12 protein-coding genes are annotated in these 17,006 nt (G+C 47.1%); 3 read left to right on the top strand and 9 right to left on the bottom strand.

Annotation, left to right across the window (positions count from 1 at the left end):
- Positions 1-258: 258 nt before the first annotated feature.
- The 3 genes from ACFQ0C_RS28840 to uvrB form a co-directional block, all read right to left on the bottom strand.
- A complete protein-coding gene (locus ACFQ0C_RS28840) occupies positions 259-474 on the bottom strand; it encodes a hypothetical protein (RefSeq protein WP_171653343.1) in 216 nt (71 codons plus the stop codon).
- 176 nt (positions 475-650) lie between these two features.
- Positions 651-3,533 (bottom strand): excinuclease ABC subunit UvrA, encoded by a 2,883-nt coding sequence (uvrA, locus tag ACFQ0C_RS28835; protein ID WP_379371838.1) that lies wholly within the window; start codon positions 3,531-3,533, stop codon positions 651-653.
- Between the two features lie 112 nt (positions 3,534-3,645).
- Positions 3,646-5,643 carry an excinuclease ABC subunit UvrB gene (gene uvrB, locus ACFQ0C_RS28830; RefSeq protein ID WP_379371836.1) on the bottom strand — a complete coding sequence of 666 codons (1,998 nt, stop codon included), beginning with the start codon at positions 5,641-5,643 and terminating at the stop codon, positions 3,646-3,648.
- Between the two features lie 264 nt (positions 5,644-5,907).
- On the opposite strand from uvrB, the gene ACFQ0C_RS28825 reads away from it, so the two are divergent.
- Both ACFQ0C_RS28825 and ACFQ0C_RS28820 read left to right on the top strand, forming a co-directional pair.
- The gene (locus tag ACFQ0C_RS28825) at positions 5,908-6,693 is read left to right on the top strand and encodes a flagellar motor protein (protein ID WP_379371834.1); all 786 of its coding nucleotides are present in this window, start codon (positions 5,908-5,910) and stop codon (positions 6,691-6,693) included.
- Complete coding sequence (locus tag ACFQ0C_RS28820; protein WP_379371832.1) at positions 6,677-7,450, top strand: flagellar motor protein MotB; 774 nt, start codon at positions 6,677-6,679, stop codon at positions 7,448-7,450. The genes ACFQ0C_RS28825 and ACFQ0C_RS28820 overlap by 17 nt, the downstream gene beginning before the upstream one ends.
- A 101-nt stretch (positions 7,451-7,551) precedes the next feature.
- Here the strand turns inward: ACFQ0C_RS28820 and ACFQ0C_RS28815 are convergent, their stop codons facing one another.
- The 5 genes from ACFQ0C_RS28815 to ftsE form a co-directional block, all read right to left on the bottom strand.
- Entirely contained in the window at positions 7,552-8,847 is a 1,296-nt protein-coding gene (locus ACFQ0C_RS28815) for a PDZ domain-containing protein (RefSeq protein WP_379371830.1), read from the bottom strand.
- 152 nt (positions 8,848-8,999) lie between these two features.
- Positions 9,000-10,448 carry a S41 family peptidase gene (locus ACFQ0C_RS28810; protein ID WP_379371828.1) on the bottom strand — a complete coding sequence of 483 codons (1,449 nt, stop codon included), beginning with the start codon at positions 10,446-10,448 and terminating at the stop codon, positions 9,000-9,002.
- Positions 10,449-10,536: 88 nt separating this feature from the next.
- A complete protein-coding gene (locus tag ACFQ0C_RS28805) occupies positions 10,537-11,787 on the bottom strand; it encodes a murein hydrolase activator EnvC family protein (RefSeq protein WP_379371826.1) in 1,251 nt (416 codons plus the stop codon).
- A 27-nt stretch (positions 11,788-11,814) separates the two neighbouring features.
- Complete coding sequence (gene ftsX / locus ACFQ0C_RS28800) at positions 11,815-12,732, bottom strand: permease-like cell division protein FtsX (protein WP_379371824.1); 918 nt, start codon at positions 12,730-12,732, stop codon at positions 11,815-11,817.
- Positions 12,722-13,408, bottom strand: a complete 687-nt coding sequence (ftsE, locus tag ACFQ0C_RS28795) for a cell division ATP-binding protein FtsE (protein ID WP_258214014.1) — start codon at positions 13,406-13,408, stop codon at positions 12,722-12,724. Before ftsE ends, ftsX begins: the two co-directional genes overlap by 11 nt.
- A gap of 224 nt (positions 13,409-13,632) precedes the next feature.
- Here ftsE and ACFQ0C_RS28790 point away from each other — a divergent pair, with 224 nt between their 5' ends.
- Complete coding sequence (locus ACFQ0C_RS28790) at positions 13,633-15,099, top strand: VanW family protein (protein WP_379371821.1); 1,467 nt, start codon at positions 13,633-13,635, stop codon at positions 15,097-15,099.
- A gap of 364 nt (positions 15,100-15,463) precedes the next feature.
- Here ACFQ0C_RS28790 and argH read toward each other — a convergent pair whose 3' ends face one another.
- Positions 15,464-16,879 (bottom strand): argininosuccinate lyase, encoded by a 1,416-nt coding sequence (gene argH, locus ACFQ0C_RS28785; protein ID WP_379371819.1) that lies wholly within the window; start codon positions 16,877-16,879, stop codon positions 15,464-15,466.
- Between the last annotated feature and the right edge of the window lie 127 nt (positions 16,880-17,006).

The raw sequence follows: 17,006 nt of genomic DNA, 5'->3' as shown, positions 1-17,006 counted from the left end.
TTAAACATTAGAATGTTCTTTTCAACACCAACGCATGAAGCAGGGTTGCCCATGCTGCATCCCTCCATACGCACATATGTAGATTTTAGACTAAAGCGCACCGATTTTGAGTTCAATCGGGTAGACCCCGTTCGGGACTTTCATCCTAGAGATGACGCCCGTGCTGGGCGTACACAAAAAAGCCCTAAGACCATCATTGTGGCCCAGGGCTTCATTTACGTGCGATGTAGCTTGCGACAAGCGCAAGCATCCGATCTTCTACAGTTTATCCATCCAATTGAGTACCATAACGGTATCCATAATCAAAAACACCAACAAGCTAACGCCGCCAAAACCGATAGCAAATAGATTTTTCTTAGGAGCAATCAGCAACCGAACAACACCAATAGCAATAATAATCGTGAACAACAGCACGAATGGATCAAAGCCGGTAAATTTGCTCGCTGCTTGCGCTGCCTCTTCAGCTAAAAACATCGAGAGACCTCCTCTAGTATACGAAAATGCTTAGTTTCTATCTTATCTTGACTGGCTTTGAAGTGCAAGTAATTCAGCAAAGTGTAACAAGTTTGTCAACATTTGCGTATGTTTCATCCCTTACTTTGCCTTATTTAAGGATTCCCCAAATTTCATATTATAAATCGAAATCATTGTTACACTACAACATCTTCCATCTGTTTAAGCCGTTGAGCATAGTCAGCAGAGCGAGCTTTGTCTCTTTCAAGAATTGGCTTCAAGTAGCGACCTGTATAAGAGCCTTCTACCTTCACAACTTCCTCTGGTGTGCCTGTAGCTACAATTGTACCGCCTTTACTGCCGCCTTCCGGTCCCAGATCGATCATATAATCGGATGTCTTGATGACATCCAGGTTATGCTCAATTACAAGCACACTATCGCCATTATCAACCAGCCTATGCAGAACCTTAAGCAGCCTATCGATATCGTGAATATGCAATCCAGTCGTCGGCTCATCGAGAATGTAAATCGTCTTGCCGGTACTCCTGCGATACAGCTCCGCAGCAAGCTTCACGCGCTGCGCTTCACCACCGGACAGTGTTGTTGCCGGTTGCCCCAGATCCATGTAGCCTAAGCCTACATCGAGCAAAGTACTTAGCTTGCGGTGAATACGCGGAATGTTTTTGAAAAACTCGCAAGAATCCTCAATCGTCATTCCAAGCACTTCGGAAATGTTTTTCCCTTTATACTGCACCTCTAACGTTTCCCGATTGTACCTTTTTCCCTTACAAATCTCACATGGAACATAGACATCAGGCAGAAAGTGCATTTCGATCTTAATAATTCCATCCCCGCGGCAAGCCTCGCATCGTCCGCCCTTTACGTTAAAGCTGAAGCGGCCCTTTTTATAACCGCGTACCTTGGCTTCATTCGTATTGGAATATACGTCGCGAATATCATCAAACACTCCTGTATAGGTTGCAGGATTAGAACGTGGCGTCCGACCAATTGGCGACTGATCAATATCGATAACCTTATCTACATGCTCCAGCCCAATGAAATCACGGTATTCACCGGGACGAACCTTGGCACCATTGAGTTGTTTGGCCAATGTTTTGTACAAGATCTCATTAATTAATGTGCTTTTGCCCGATCCTGATACCCCAGTTACACATGTAAACACACCTAAAGGAATCTTTATGTTAACATTACGCAGATTGTTTTCCTTCGCACCTTTAATTTCAAGCCATTTTCCATTAGGCTTCCGGCGTTCCGCAGCAATTGGAATGAATTTCTTCCCGCTTAAATATTGTCCGGTCAAGGAGCCCGCATCGTCCATAATTTCTTGCGGCGTTCCTTGAGAAACCACAGTACCTCCATGGATACCCGCTCCAGGACCAATATCAATAATATAATCTGCTGCAAGCATCGTATCTTCATCATGCTCAACGACTATCAACGTATTCCCCAAGTCGCGCATATGCTCCAACGTTTTAATCAAACGGTCATTATCCCTTTGATGTAGGCCTATGCTTGGCTCATCCAGGATATATAATACACCCATTAAGCTTGATCCGATTTGTGTGGCCAATCGAATCCGCTGAGCCTCGCCGCCTGACAAAGTACCTGCTGCACGGTGCATGGTCAGGTAGTCCAGCCCTACATTGACGAGAAAGCCGAGGCGAGCATTAATTTCCTTCAAAATCAGATGCGCTATCTGGACCTCTCTATCGGTCAGTGACAGCCCTTCAAACCATTCCTGCGAATCACCAATGGAAAGGGAAGTTACATGGGCAATATTTTTCCCATTGATCGTAACTGCCAATGTTTCGGGCTTTAAGCGCTGCCCTTTACATTTACTGCAAGGCTTCGAGCTCATGTAGGTTTCAATATGCTCGCGAATGCCATCAGAGAACGTATCCCGATAGCGACGCTCCAAATTATTAATAATGCCCTCAAAAGGAACGAGCGCTTCCTTCCTATGTCCCATGTCGTTCTCATAACGAAAACGGACCTTCTCACCACCAGTACCGTTCAACAGCTTCTTTATCTGCTCCGGCTGCAGCTCGGATACGGGCTTGTCCGTCGGAATTTTGTAATGCTCACAGACGGCAGCTAAAAACTGCGGATAATAGTTGGATGTGCTGCCAGCCCAAGCCTCAAATGCACCCTCCTCGATAGAAAGCGTCGGATTTGGCACAAGCAGGTCTGGATCAACTATCATTTTGCTTCCCAATCCGTCGCAATCAGGGCATGCGCCGAATGGGCTGTTGAAGGAGAACATTCTTGGAGCCAACTCCTCGATGCTGAATCCGCATTCGGGACATGCGAGATTCTGGCTGAACAGCAGCTCCTCCTTCTCCAATATATCTACGATAATTCTGCCGTTAGCCAGCTTCAGCGCAGTTTCCAATGAGTCTGCCAACCGGCTTTGAATATCGTCTTTCACAACAATCCGGTCAACGACCACTTCGATCGAGTGTTTCTTGTTTTTATCAAGCTCAATTTTATCGGATATATCCATAGTCTCGCCATTTACACGAACCCGAACAAATCCTTGCTTCTGGATATCGGCCAACAATTTGGAATGCTCGCCTTTGCGCCCCGAGATGATCGGAGCTAATATTTGCAGCCGTGTCCGCTCCGGATATTCCATAATCCGATCGACCATCTGCTCTATCGTCTGTGACGTAATCTCTAACTTATGATCTGGACAATGGGGACGGCCGATTCTAGCAAATAGCAAGCGAAGATAATCGTAAATCTCCGTCACAGTACCCACAGTGGAACGCGGGTTACGGCTTGTGGTCTTCTGATCGATAGAAATGGCAGGCGATAAGCCTTCAATTGAATCTACATCAGGTTTATCCATCTGCCCTAAAAACTGTCTTGCGTATGCAGACAACGATTCGACATACCTGCGCTGGCCCTCGGCATAAATCGTGTCGAAGGCAAGCGATGACTTACCAGAGCCACTGAGCCCTGTGAGCACGACAAAACGATCCCGAGGGATCGTAACGTCTATATTCTTCAAATTATGCGCTCTCGCGCCTTTGATTACGATATTATCTCTGACCACGTGGTTGCCACCATCCTTTATATATCACAAGAGAACCCTTCATCGGAAGATTCTCTGTCTCATAACGCTATTATCCATTATATCCAACCGTAGGTCTGCTTCTAACTCTATCTTACAGTTCCGTTCTTAACTCCATCACCGCGTCGCGAAGCTCAGCAGCACGTTCAAACTGCAGATTTTTGGCCGCTTCCTTCATCTCCGCTTCCAGACGCTCGATCAGCGACATCCGATCCTTCTTGGACATCTTGCCCTGTTTCAAATCAGTTAAGTAATCAGCCTTCTGTTCGGCTACCTTGACCGCTTCAATGACATCCCTGACCTTCTTCTGTATTGTTTGCGGAGTGATTCCGTGTTTCTCATTATAAGCTATTTGAATATCGCGGCGACGGCTCGTTTCCCGAATCGCTTTGTCCATCGAATCGGTGATTTTGTCACCGTACATAATTACCCGACCGTTCGAATTCCGCGCGGCCCGGCCAATCGTCTGTATCAGTGAGCGCTCAGCACGCAAGAAGCCTTCCTTGTCGGCGTCCAATATCGCTACGAGGGATACCTCCGGCAAATCCAACCCTTCCCGCAGCAGGTTAATGCCTATTAATACATGAAATACTCCCAATCGCAAATCACGCAAAATGGCCATCCGCTCCAATGTCTTTATATCGGAGTGAAGATACCGTACCTTGATCCCGATTTCCTTCAGATAATCCGTCAAGTCCTCCGACATCTTCTTCGTCAAAGTAGTCACAAGGACACGTTCATCCTTGCTGATTCGGTCATGGATCTCGGCCAGCAAATCATCAATCTGCCCCTTCGTCGGCCGTACCTCAATGATCGGATCCAGCAGGCCAGTTGGGCGGATTATTTGCTCTACCATCTCAGGACAATGCTCCAGCTCAAAAGGTCCCGGGGTAGCCGAGATAAACACAGCCTGCTTCACCTTGCCCTCAAATTCCTCAAATCGAAGCGGCCTGTTATCCATCGCCGACGGTAGACGGAACCCGTGTTCTACCAGCACTTCCTTACGTGCTCGGTCTCCATTATACATACCCCTAATCTGTGGCAGCGACACGTGAGATTCGTCCACCATCACTAGCATATCCTCCGGAAAGTAGTCGAACAGTGTATACGGCGTCGCTCCCCGTTCACGGAATGTCAAGGGTCCCGAGTAATTCTCAATACCGGAGCAAAAGCCCATCTCCTGCATCATTTCGATATCATACCGCGTCCGCTGCTCCAGTCGTTGGGCTTCCAGCAGCTTGCCTTTCTCGTTGAGCTCCTTCAATCGTTCTTCCAGCTCTCGCTCAATGTTGATAAGTGCGCGCTTCATCGTATCCTCATGGGTAACGAAGTGAGATGCCGGGAAGATGGCGATATGCTCGCGTTCGCCAAGGATTTCACCGGTCAGCACATTAATCTCCGTAATGCGCTCGATCTCATCTCCGAACAGCTCCACTCTTACAGCTTGCTCGGCATGCGAGGCAGGGAAAATCTCTACTACATCGCCACGGACTCGAAACGTGCCGCGGACAAAGTTCATATCATTGCGCTGATACTGGATATCGATCAGGCTGTGCAGGATGTCATTGCGCGACCGCTCCATACCGACACGTAACGACAGCACCAGATTGCCGTATTCAATCGGCGAACCTAAGCCGTATATGCAGGAGACGCTCGCTACAACAATGACGTCCCGCCGCTCGAACAACGAGCTGGTTGCCGAGTGGCGCAGCTTATCGATCTCCTCGTTGATGCTTGAGTCTTTCTCTATAAATGTATCCGAAGAAGGGATGTAGGCTTCTGGTTGAAAGTAATCGTAATAACTGACGAAATATTCCACAGCATTGTTAGGGAAAAATTCCTTCAATTCGCTGCACAGCTGTGCGGCTAATGTCTTGTTATGGGCAATAAGCAATGTGGGTCGATTTAGTTTGGAAATCACCTGCGCCGCTGTGAACGTCTTGCCCGTTCCCGTAGCGCCAAGCAGTGTCTGATACCTCTTCCCCGCTTGAATACTTGCTAGCAGATTCTCAATTGCCTTAGGCTGATCTCCCTGAGGCAAGAAATCCGATACTAGCTCAAACGGTTTATTGCTCTTCGTTACTTCGTTCATGTAATCACCCGCCCATTGAAAAAAGTCGTGTTCTATTAACTTTTAAACAATTGTTTCCGATAAATAATATGATCTATCGACGTAGATTGACTCCGTTCGACTTTTTCCTTTATAGGAATACTTGTTCCCATATATTATACCTTTTTTCATCTTTTGTTGCAAACGATTAAAGCTTTCCTCTATTAGTGGGTTACAGGAATTTTTAATCATATAGATCTGCATGAAGAGAAACATTAATTTATTGAATCTAGGGGTGGTAAGAACGTGGATTTAACAACGATTATAGGTCTTGTAATAGGATTGGGAGCTCTTCTAGGCGGTTATATGTGGGATGGCGGCCATATTGGCGCGCTTATTGTCCCAAGCGCCATGTTAATTATTTTCGGGGGAACAGCAGGGGCTATAGCAATAAGCTTCCCTATGTCCCGTCTAAAGGAAATCGGTAGAGCACTAAGCATGGCATTCAAAGAAACCAAAAGAGAGCCCGGCACTATTATTGAAGAGCTTGTAGATATGGCCACGGTTGCCCGCAGAGAAGGTGTACTTGCTCTAGAGCAGCGTGCAGTGGAACATCCGAACAGTTTCTTGCGCGGCGGTCTTATGATGGTTGTTGATGGAACCGACCCTGAACTGACACGTCAAATTTTGGAGCTCGAAATGGATGCGCTTGAGCATCATCATGAGGGCTGGGCCAAAATATTCGAAACAGCAGGCGGCTACGCACCTGCGATGGGGATTATAGGTACCGTTATGGGACTGATACACGTTCTGGGCAATTTGGCTGATCCGAGCAGCTTGGGCCCCGCTATTGCCGTTGCATTTTCAGCTACATTATATGGTGTTGCTTCTGCGAATGTAATATATCTACCTATAGCAACCAAAATAAAAATTCGCAGCAAAGAGCAAATTTCTGAAATGGAATTGATGCTTGAAGGAATTTTAGCTCTGCAAGCCGGCGAAAATCCTCAGTTGATTCAAAAGAAACTGAAGTCCTTCCTTCATCAAAACCATAAGAAAACGGAAGGTGATACCAGTGGCGAGGAGAAATAAGAAGCACGCCGAGCATGAAAATCACGAGCGCTGGCTGATTACCTATGCAGATTTAATCACGCTGCTTCTGATCTTCTTTGTCATCATGTATGCGATGAGCAAGATTGATACGGAGAAATATCAAATCCTGTCACAAGCACTTAATTTTGAATACAAGAAGGCCGATTCCGTGCTCCCTCAAGGTCAAGGAGTGCTCGGCCGTGTCAGCACAGCCAAGGCTAATGAAGGCGATAAGTCCGAAAACGCCGAGAAGGAGAAAAAAGAGAGGGAAGAGAAAGAACAAAAACAAACTCGTGAGAAGCAGTTGGAAAATTTATTGGAGCAGATACAGCAGTATATTCAGCAGCAAAGCCTGCAGGCTCAAGTGTTCGCAGCCAATACGCCCAAGGGCATTTCTGTTACTCTAAATGATCTGTTCTTGTTCGATCTCGGAAAGGCTGATTTGAAAAAAGAGGCTTTCCCCATTTTAAACCAACTGGCTACAATGTTCCCGAACTTGAATACAACGATCAGTATTGAAGGCCACACGGATAACCTGCCATTGGCAACAGGGTCTCTATACAAGGATAACTGGGGACTTTCAAACGAACGCTCGCTATCCGTGCTTCGTTACTTCATTAATAACTCAGGCCTGGATCCGAAAAAATTCATATCCACTGGCTATGCAGATACGCGTCCTGTAGTCGGAAATGACACTCCAGAAAATCGGGCCAAAAACCGTCGCGTTGAAATTGTTGTGCTGCGTGAACCGAATTAATAAGCGTCACAAGCGGAGCGGTTTTATTCAGAAAAAAGCTGCTGGAACTCAGGTTCCGGCAGCTTTTTTTCCTTCAATTTTATTAGGCTGTGAGGCTGGTCCTACATAGGTCTGCTGCCAGATCGATTGTTGAAGACCCCTACGAGCTTCCTGCTCAAATAAGAAAATATATGAGATTGCTTTTCTTCCGCATAATACATCGCATCTTGATCAGGAGCCAAAATAATGCCCAATTGATGATGCTCGTCAGAGAATAAAGCTCGCTTCAGAAACTTGCTTTCCCCCTCCAAATTAAGCACCTCGAGCTTGCAAAATGCCGGGTTCTGCTGCATGGCTTGGAACAGCTCCTGCTTCGTAACTACCGCCACTCCGTTCACCTTGTGAATGACTTCTCCTGCGGTCAGCCCCATATCAGCCGCCGCACTGCCCGGTAAAATGCCCAGAATCTTCAGTCCGCGCTGGTCATGAACATAATAGGGGATTCGCTTCGATTCATCCCATCTGCTGTACACCCGCAAAGCTTCATGAAGCAGTATGCAGCCCAGTGATGCAATTATCGTCAGGACAGGCCATACATAGGCCAGGAAAGCCAGCAGCAGTACGGAACAGGCATATAGAGCCAACAGCTTCGCTGAGAGGCGAGCTTTCTCCTTCGGCAGTCGGGACAGAGTCAGCTCAGCAAAGCCGATCATGACGGGGAAGCTAATAATCGTCCAGCCGCCGCTCCACAGCCCTCCACCCACTAGAGGCGTCCAAGGCAACGGGATTGCACTGCCTCCTTGCAGTGGCACCAGCAAAAATAACACAACAGGCCAGAACCCTTGCATATTATAGCCACCGACGATTTTACCCCGCTTGCTTGCGTAAAACATCGGCGTAGCTGTCTTGGCCCCCTGCTGCCTCACTAACAGTGCTTCAATCAGATGAAGGATCGCAATAAGTGCGAGCAGTGACGGCATGTTCAGATTGATCAGCGTATTCACAATCCAGGCTAGCAGATCGGATGCTGGATTCAATCTTGAAGCAAACGAAACGCATAGCACATGCAGAACCCCTATAATCCCAATAGCATAAGCCCAGCATAAAAATCTCACACGAACAAAAAGCAGCAGCAGCGATATGACCCACAACAAGAGCACCGTATCAGCTTGAATGGTAGCTCCAACAACGGCCATAACTACAGAAGCCACTAATCCGCCGATCCACCCCCACAATAATGCCCGCCACGTTTCGGTTAATAAGGAGTGCAGCTTCGTATGAAACAATTTACGTTCAAACAATATTTGCCTGCGGTATTGCAGGATGACAAATAAAATACCAACATAATAAAACGGATGCATGAACAATTGAAGCAGGGCTTGTAGCCCTCTTTGTGCCACTTCCATGAACACGGTCATTGGACTGCTCCTTCTTAGATACATTAAAAAAGAAGGCTGGAATAAATCCAACCTTCTTACTCTTTCGACGCTGCTTATTCAATTTCCTTCCGCTTACTAACATTTCCATTTCAGCTAATCGGAATTTTTACCCTGTACCCTACCCATTTGTACTACTTGGGCATTACGGACTGCAAGTGCTGAGTCGCCGCTTTTAGCTGCAGGTCATTTTTAGGGTCCTTGATTTCGGTCAAAATCGCTTTTTCAATCCGTGTCGCTGTCTCCACATCAACTTCGCCTGTTATAGGCAAGCTTTGCATCCGTTGGAAAGCCTTGACAGCTAGAGCCGTCTTATCGCTGAAGTAACCGTCTGTACGATCCGGGGTTAGTCCCAGCCCTGTCAGCATGGTTTGTAAGTTTTTAACGTCTTCGCTATTGGTATCCGGCTTCAGGGTTGTTTTCTTACTCAGCGGAGCTACCTTGAAGAAGGCAGGCTGCTCAACCGCGATATCCGGTGCAATTCCTTTTTTATGAATCCAGGTGCCATTTGGCGTTAACCACTTGTACACCGTCATCTTAATGTTGCTGCCATCGGCCATTTCCTTCTCAAAGGTTACTTGGACCGTACCCTTACCGAAGGTCGTTTCACCGATCAACTTGCTGCCGGAAGAATCATGCAAGGCTCCTGCCAATATCTCCGAAGCGCTGGCGCTACCTTTGTTGATCAGTACAGTAACAGGATAATTTTTACCTGTTCCCTGTGAAGGTGTATCTTCCTGCTCGCCTTTGCGGTTTTCAATCTTCACAATAGGCTTGCCCTTAGGTACAAAAGGTTCGACAATTTCGACAACGGCGGACAACAGACCACCCGGATCGTTACGAACGTCGATGATTAATCCCTTCATCCCTTTTGCTTCAAGATTTTTCAGCTCGTCTTTGAATCGTTTGGCCGTGTTGCTGGAGAACTGGCGAATCTCGATTTTACCGATATTGCCCTGCAGCATCTCCGCATAGACGGTTTCCACATCAATATCATCACGTACAACAATCATTTGAATCGGCTCAGGCGAGCCCGGCCGCATAATGTCCAGCTTAGCCTGCGTTCCCTTCGGTCCGCGAATTTTCATAATCGCCTGGTTCAAAGTCAATCCGTCAAGCTTCTCTCCATTTACAGCAATGATGACATCATGCGTGTGCAATCCCGCTTTCTCAGCTGGAGAGCCTTTAATAGGCGCCATGATAGTTACCTTTCCATCCTCAGAAGAAACCTCAGCCCCAATGCCTTGAAACGAAGATGTAATACTCTCGTCGAACTGCTTCGCTTCTTTTTGGTCCATATAAACTGTAAAAGGGTCCTCCAACGCCGACAGCATGCCGTTAATCGCTCCGTTGACTACTTTATCACGATCGACTTGCGATAAAAATTTGCTGTCTATCAGCTGGTACGTGGTAGCGATCTTGTTCAAATCCTTAGTACTCAAACCAGACTTCACGGTCGCCGTGCTGCTATCTCCACCTACCGAAGCAAAGATCGATGGATGCACAATCGTTAGCGTCATAATGCTGCTGGCGAACATGGCCAACAAAATAAATGCCAAAACCGCACGTCCTTTAAATGTCATTCCTTAGTATACACCGCCTTTGCTACTTACCTTATCGACTGGCCGTCCGTTTAGTATATGACAAGCTATTTGAAATTATTAACAGCGATTATTTCAAATAAGGTTTAGGATCTACGGGATTTTCATTAATCCGAACTTCAAAATGCAGGTGGTTACCCGTCGATTCGCCGGTTGATCCGACCTCTGCAATTTTTTGCCCTCTTTTGACCGTATCGCCTTTTTCCACATCCGTTCCACCGTTACGGATATGCCCATACAAGGTCCAAACTCCGTTGCCATGGTCAATAATAACACAATTCCCATACCCGCTCCACCAGGAAGCAACGATCACTTCACCATCGGCTGCAGCTAGGATGGAGGTTCCGTTAGGCGCACCAAGGTCGATCCCCTTATGCGTCGCTTTCTTGCCAGTAAACGGGTCTGAACGTGTTCCGAAATCGGAGGTCATAGGCGAATTTTTCGCCAATGGGTAACCCATCCTGCCTCCTGTGAACGCCGGAGTCGAGTTTACCGCAGGAGGAGCAGTGCCTTCCTTCTTGGCTTTGGCTGCAGCCGCGGCTCTGGCTGCTTCCTCCGTAGCCTTGCGCTTCTCGGCAGCCAGCGCGGATTCCTTGCGCGCATACTCAAGTAATACTTTCTCCTGATCCTCGCTTATGTCCTCCAGCTCCTTCTCCTTTTTGGAGAGGCTCGCTATCTTGACTTCCTTTTCTTTCTCTTTGGTCACCAAATCGGCCTTAACAACCGCTGTCTGGCTATATAAATCCTTAACCTGATCGAGCTGCTGTTGAACCTGAACCTGCTTGTCCGCTATCATTGCACGGTCTTTTTGATTGGATTCCAATATCTTTTTATCTTGATTCACAATGGATTTCAATGCATTCAAACGGTCCAGAAAATCACCGAAATTCGTTGAACTGAGCAGAACGTCAGCGTAGGATACGACTCCGTTCATATACATAAGGCGAACCCTTGATTTCAGAAGCTTATCTCTACTTTCAACTCGCGTTTCAGCTTCCTCAAGCTGCTGGCCGGTTTCCTGCAAAGTATTCTTTACCGTACTAAGCTGGCTATTCAGTTCGTTGAGCTTCAGGTTCGTTGCCTCAATTTGACTAAGCAATGAAGTAATATCTGAGCTTGTCTGCTGCTTTTCCTGATGTACCTTGTTCATTTCGGACTGCGCTTCATTCGCTTTTTGCTGAGCGGTTGTTTGCATTTTTTTCAGCTGGCTTATCTGCTGCTCGATTTTCTGCGTTGCCGTCAAAGCAAACGCAAACTGCGGCACAACAATGGTTCCCAACAAACCTGATGTTACAATTAGAGACAGAAGAGACTTTTTCAACTTTTCATTTCCTCCCCAATCCGTTTATTACACCCGTAAAAACTTGCGAACCGACAACGTGCTTCCCCATATTCCGATAACAATTCCAATTCCGAGCAGCAGCGCGGATATCGTGTAGTAAACCTGTTCAAAAGGCAGCAGCTTGATCATAAGCAAGTTCAAGTCCAGCTGCGTAGAATCCATGAGCTCCCAGTAACCATACAGCAAAATGACCACAGGTATTACCGAACCGATAATCCCGAGCAGTGCTCCTTCTATAAAAAACGGCCAGCGGATAAAAGAATTCGTAGCTCCAACCAGCTTCATAATCGAAATTTCGCGGCGTCTGGCAACAATCGTAAGCTTGATCGTATTGGATATAAGGAACATTGCCGTCAAAGCCAGCCCCGCTACAAGTATAAGTCCTGTATACCGTACGATTTCGGTAACCTTGAACATCGTCTCTACCGTTCCTTGTCCATAGCTGACGCGATAAATAGGCTTGGTAGGGAGGCTGTTATTGATAGCGCTTATCTTTTGAGCGACGCTTGCAACCTCACGCGGTTCAGTAACTTCTACTGTGAACGAATCGTTCAGCGGATTGTTCTCGCCATCGAATCCGTCAAGCAATTGCTTGCCGCTCTCGCCAAGCTTATCTCTTAAATAGACCAGCCCTTCTTCCTTGGACACAAATTTCACCTTGTCCACCATGGAGAAGGATGCAATCTGACTCTGTAAAAGCTGAACCTGTTCCTTCGGCGTGTTCACTTCGAGGTAGACGCGAATTTCAACCTGCTGTTCAATTTGCGCAGCAAGATAGTTTACGTTCAAGGTCAGCAGCAAAAAAATACCTAAAACAAACAACGAGATGGCTATTGAGCTTATCGATGCGAATGACATCCAGCCATTGCGGACCACATTCTTCCCGCCTTCGCGTAAGTGGCGGAACCCTGTGCTAATCCTCATAGCCGTATTCACCCCTTACTTCATCACGGGCTATTTGGCCCTGCTCAATGGCAAGCACACGCTTGCGCATCGTATTGACAATTTCTTTGTTGTGCGTTGCCATAATAATAGTAGTGCCGCGGAAGTTAATCTCTTCCATCAGCTTCATAATCCCCCATGATGTGTCCGGGTCCAGATTTCCTGTCGGCTCATCGGCAATGATCACGGCTGGATTGTTAACAATCGCGCGAGCAATAGCTACACGCTGCTGCTCTCCTCCGGATAGCTGTGTTGGCAGAGAGCCTGACTTATCCCTCAGCTTTACCAGCTCCAGCACCTCTAGCACTCGCTTCTTAATAATTTTCTTGGGAGCCTCGATAACTTCCATAGCAAAAGCGACATTTTCAAACACAGACATTTTCGGCAAAAGTCGATAATCTTGAAAAATAACTCCAATATTGCGGCGCACATACGGAATTTTCCGCTGCTTCAGCTTCTCCAAATTAAACCCGTTGACAAATATACTCCCCTTCGTCGGCCGTTCTTCTCTATAAATCAATTTCATGAATGTCGATTTCCCTGCGCCTGATGGTCCCACGACATACAAGAATTCATTGCGGTCTACTTTTACATTGATCCCTTTTAGCGCATTGCTTCCATCGGGATACGTTTTCCATACATCGTTCATTTCGATCACAATATCACATCCTGATTTTGAACTAGCTTATAAACTTTCGACATAAATAGGTAAAATCCTTCGTTGTGAAAATATTTCAACATATTTTCACATTTTGTGCGGATTTTTGAAAGAAGGTATTCATTTATTTTTATATAGGAAACTTCCTCTGAGTGCCGCATATACATAACTTGTACGGGCACGGCTTGTCAATCATTAGGCTTGAAAAAAAGGAGACGTATCCCATGGTGCGTTATCGTGTTTCTATTCGTTATCTCTTGGTTGGCTTGCTGCTTTTTGCTGCATCCGCCTGCGCTTCAATGGCTTGGTATGGATTGCGCGATGAGCTTCCGCATGGACTAACCATAAATAATTGGAATGTAGGAGGTACTCCGCTTCCGGAGCTTGAGCGTCAGCTGACGCTTAAGAGAGAGCAGATGCTGCAGCAAATCGTTCGTCTGAACAGCACGCAGCCTAATGTTCCTTTGCAGCCCGCCGATTGGACAATGGAGCAGTTGGGGCTGGATATCCCTCTTCAGCCATTACTAGCTCGTTTCGAACCGCTGAGATCAGGCTCTCCATTTCAACGGGCCGTATATCGGTGGAAGCTGCGCGATCAGAAGTGGATGCTCTCTTTCGACATGGATGCATCCATACTGCAGAAAACATTAAAAAGAGGGTTTCCCGCCCTCTATGAGGCACAGCCCCAGGATGCTCAAAGAATCATAGGCCCTAATGATGCAGTCAGCTACGTCCCTGAAGTTCCCGTAATGCGGATTGATGAGCAGGAACTGCTGAAGCAGCTGAGGGGAGTTATCCCCCCTATAGAGGCTGTTGCTGCAAAGAAGGAAGAGTCTCCCCTTGCAATTGCTTTGCCTTTTATTAAGGAGGAGCCCAAGCTTACCGTCTCTATGCTGCAGTCGCAGAAGGTGGAGCGCAAAATCAGCGAGTTTACAACCACTTTTCTGCAAAATGGAGAAGGCCGCATTCATAACATCCGTTCCACCGCATCCTCCATCCATGATCTGATCATAAAGCCAGGCGACGTATTCAACTACGCTACCTATATTGCTGAAACGGAGCAAAAGTTTGGATTCAAGGAAGCCCCCGTTATATTAAATGGCAAGCTTGTACCGGGGATAGGAGGCGGCATTTGCCAGGTTTCCTCCACTCTTTATAATGCAGTTCTGCGCGCAGGGCTTGATATTGTAGAACGGCGTAATCATTCGCTGCCGGTCAGCTATGTTCCATTAGGTCAAGATGCCACCTTTGCCAGCGGATATATTAATTTCAAGTTTCGAAACAGCACCCCCAATTATTTACTTATCCGCACTTCCACAGATGAACAAAAGATTACCGTTAAACTGTTCGGACAAATCCCGGCCGATCTGTCCTATACCATCGAGTCAAAAACCGTTCAAACCTTGCCCTCTCCGCTCAAATACGTGGTGAATCCGACACTGCCTAACGGGAAACAAGAAAAAATTAGTGAGGGCAAACCAGGTTACATAGTAGAAACATACCTTTATAAAATGAAAGACGGGATTACCGTCAGTCAAGAGCGCATCTCACGCGACACTTACTCGGCTCAGCCTACAGTGATTGCAAGAAATCAAGCGGGTGTACCTGAAGGTCAGGAGGCTCCGAATCCTTCGCGTCAACCGCAGACACCTTTGCTTGAAGACGGGATTAAAGGACCTGTTTTCAGATAGGCGTGTGCAAGAGAGTATAGTTACGATTCAGATGAGGATTATTGTACTTGAACCTATTGAAGCGAATAAACCGGAGGGCGATGCTCGATCTGGAGCTTTCTCTTTCACTGTGGACTCGGGTCATGCATAGATGTTACGTCTGTAGCAGTATTGATGGATATGAATCAAACAACAATTGATTTGTGGATAAAAATGATTAAGTTGCAGACTTATCCACAAAGTTATCAACAAAACACCCGTTTCTGTCCACAACCTATCCACATCCTTTATATATTGTGAACAGCTAAACAATAACAAATAACCCAAGCCAGGAGTTATTCCCTGCTTGGGTTATTATTTGAAAGGAGCCAGATAAGTAGGTACCTTATCTGCTTTTGTTAAAAAACTGCTCGAACCACTCATTCGTCTGATCCTTCACGGCTTCAGCACGAGCAATAGCTTCACTCACTTGGTTAGTCGCTGTGCCGCCATACACGTTACGAGCATTCACCACTTGCTCTGGTTGAAGCACATTGTAAATGTCCTGCTCAAACAGCTTGGAGAACTGGTGGTACTCCTCGAGCTTCAAGTCCAGCAAAAACTTCTGGTTCTGGATACAATACAGCACGGTTTTACCGATGACTTCATGCGCCTGACGGAACGGAAGTCCCTTGTTTACCAAATAATCGGCAATGTCTGTCGCATTGGAGAAGTCTTGATTCACAGCTTGACGCATCCGGTCCTTGTTCACCTTCATCGTACTGACCATAGGCGCGAACAACTGGAGCGCTCCTTGCAGAGTGCGGACGGTATCGAACATGCCTTCCTTGTCTTCCTGCATATCTTTGTTGTACGCAAGTGGCAAAGATTTCAGCACGGTCAGCAGGCCGAACAGGTTGCCGTATACGCGGCCGGTTTTACCTCGGACAAGCTCGGGCACGTCCGGATTTTTCTTCTGCGGCATAATGCTGCTGCCGGTGCAGAAGGCGTCATCGAGTTCCACGAAGCGGAACTCGGTGCTTGACCACAGCACCATTTCCTCCGACAAGCGGGAAAGGTGCATCATGATCATCGAAGCATTCGACAGAAATTCGATGATGAAATCGCGGTCGCTCACCGCATCGAGCGAGTTCTCGTACACGCCATCGAAGCCAAGCTGCTGCGCTACGTAGTGGCGGTCAATCGGGAACGTTGTTCCCGCCAGGGCCCCTGCTCCAAGCGGCAGCACGTTGATGCGCTTGTAGCTGTCCTGCAAGCGCTCGATATCGCGCTGGAACATCGACACGTACGCCATCAGATGATGGGCGAACAAGATTGGCTGCGCACGCTGCAGATGGGTGTAGCCCGGCACAATTGTATCGAGGTTGCCCTTCGCCTGCTCGATCAAAGCATCCTGCAGCTTGTTCAGCAAGCCGACGAATTCAACCACACGCTTGCGTAAATACAGATGCATATCGGTTGCCACTTGATCGTTACGGCTGCGTCCAGTGTGCAGCTTGCCTCCTACCGGCCCAACCTCGTCGATCAAAGCCTTCTCGATATTCATATGAATATCTTCGTCGCTGACCGAGAACTCCATTTCGCCGCGGCGAATGATGTTCTGAACTTTGTGCAATCCGTCCTTAATCTTTTCCACATCATCCAGCGGCAAAATCCCGCACTTACCGAGCATCGTCACATGAGCCAAGCTGCCTTGAATATCTTCCTCGGCCAGCTCCTTATCGAATAAAATAGAGGCTGTATACTCCTCTACCAGCTGATCCGTTTTCTTCGTAAATCGTCCACCCCAAAGCTTTGACACTTTTATTGCCCCTTTCTAAACGTCTTCCATCAAGAAAAACTTACTGTTCCATGTATATTCGTATACACAATGCAAGGCCTCCCTACTTGAGGTAGGAAAGCCTGCATCGCTAAGCTGCTGCATCTCA

The organism is Paenibacillus sp. GCM10027630, from assembly GCF_042676305.1.
Classification (GTDB): Bacteria; Bacillota; Bacilli; order Paenibacillales; family NBRC-103111; genus Paenibacillus_S.
The sequence above is the reverse complement of the archived record's forward strand: the minus strand, read 5'-3'. Positions and strand labels throughout refer to the sequence as shown.

Excerpts from the sequence above, each read along its gene's own strand:
- ACFQ0C_RS28840 (WP_171653343.1), bottom strand. The coding sequence starts at position 474 with ATGTTTTTAGCTGAAGAGGCAGCGCAAGCAGCGAGCAAATTTACCGGC.
- uvrB (WP_379371836.1), bottom strand. The coding sequence starts at position 5,643 with ATGAACGAAGTAACGAAGAGCAATAAACCGTTTGAGCTAGTATCGGAT.
- ACFQ0C_RS28815 (WP_379371830.1), bottom strand. The coding sequence starts at position 8,847 with ATGACCGTGTTCATGGAAGTGGCACAAAGAGGGCTACAAGCCCTGCTT.
- ACFQ0C_RS28810 (WP_379371828.1), bottom strand. The coding sequence starts at position 10,448 with ATGACATTTAAAGGACGTGCGGTTTTGGCATTTATTTTGTTGGCCATG.
- ftsX (WP_379371824.1), bottom strand. The coding sequence starts at position 12,732 with ATGAGGATTAGCACAGGGTTCCGCCACTTACGCGAAGGCGGGAAGAAT.
- ACFQ0C_RS28790 (WP_379371821.1), top strand. The coding sequence starts at position 13,633 with ATGGTGCGTTATCGTGTTTCTATTCGTTATCTCTTGGTTGGCTTGCTG.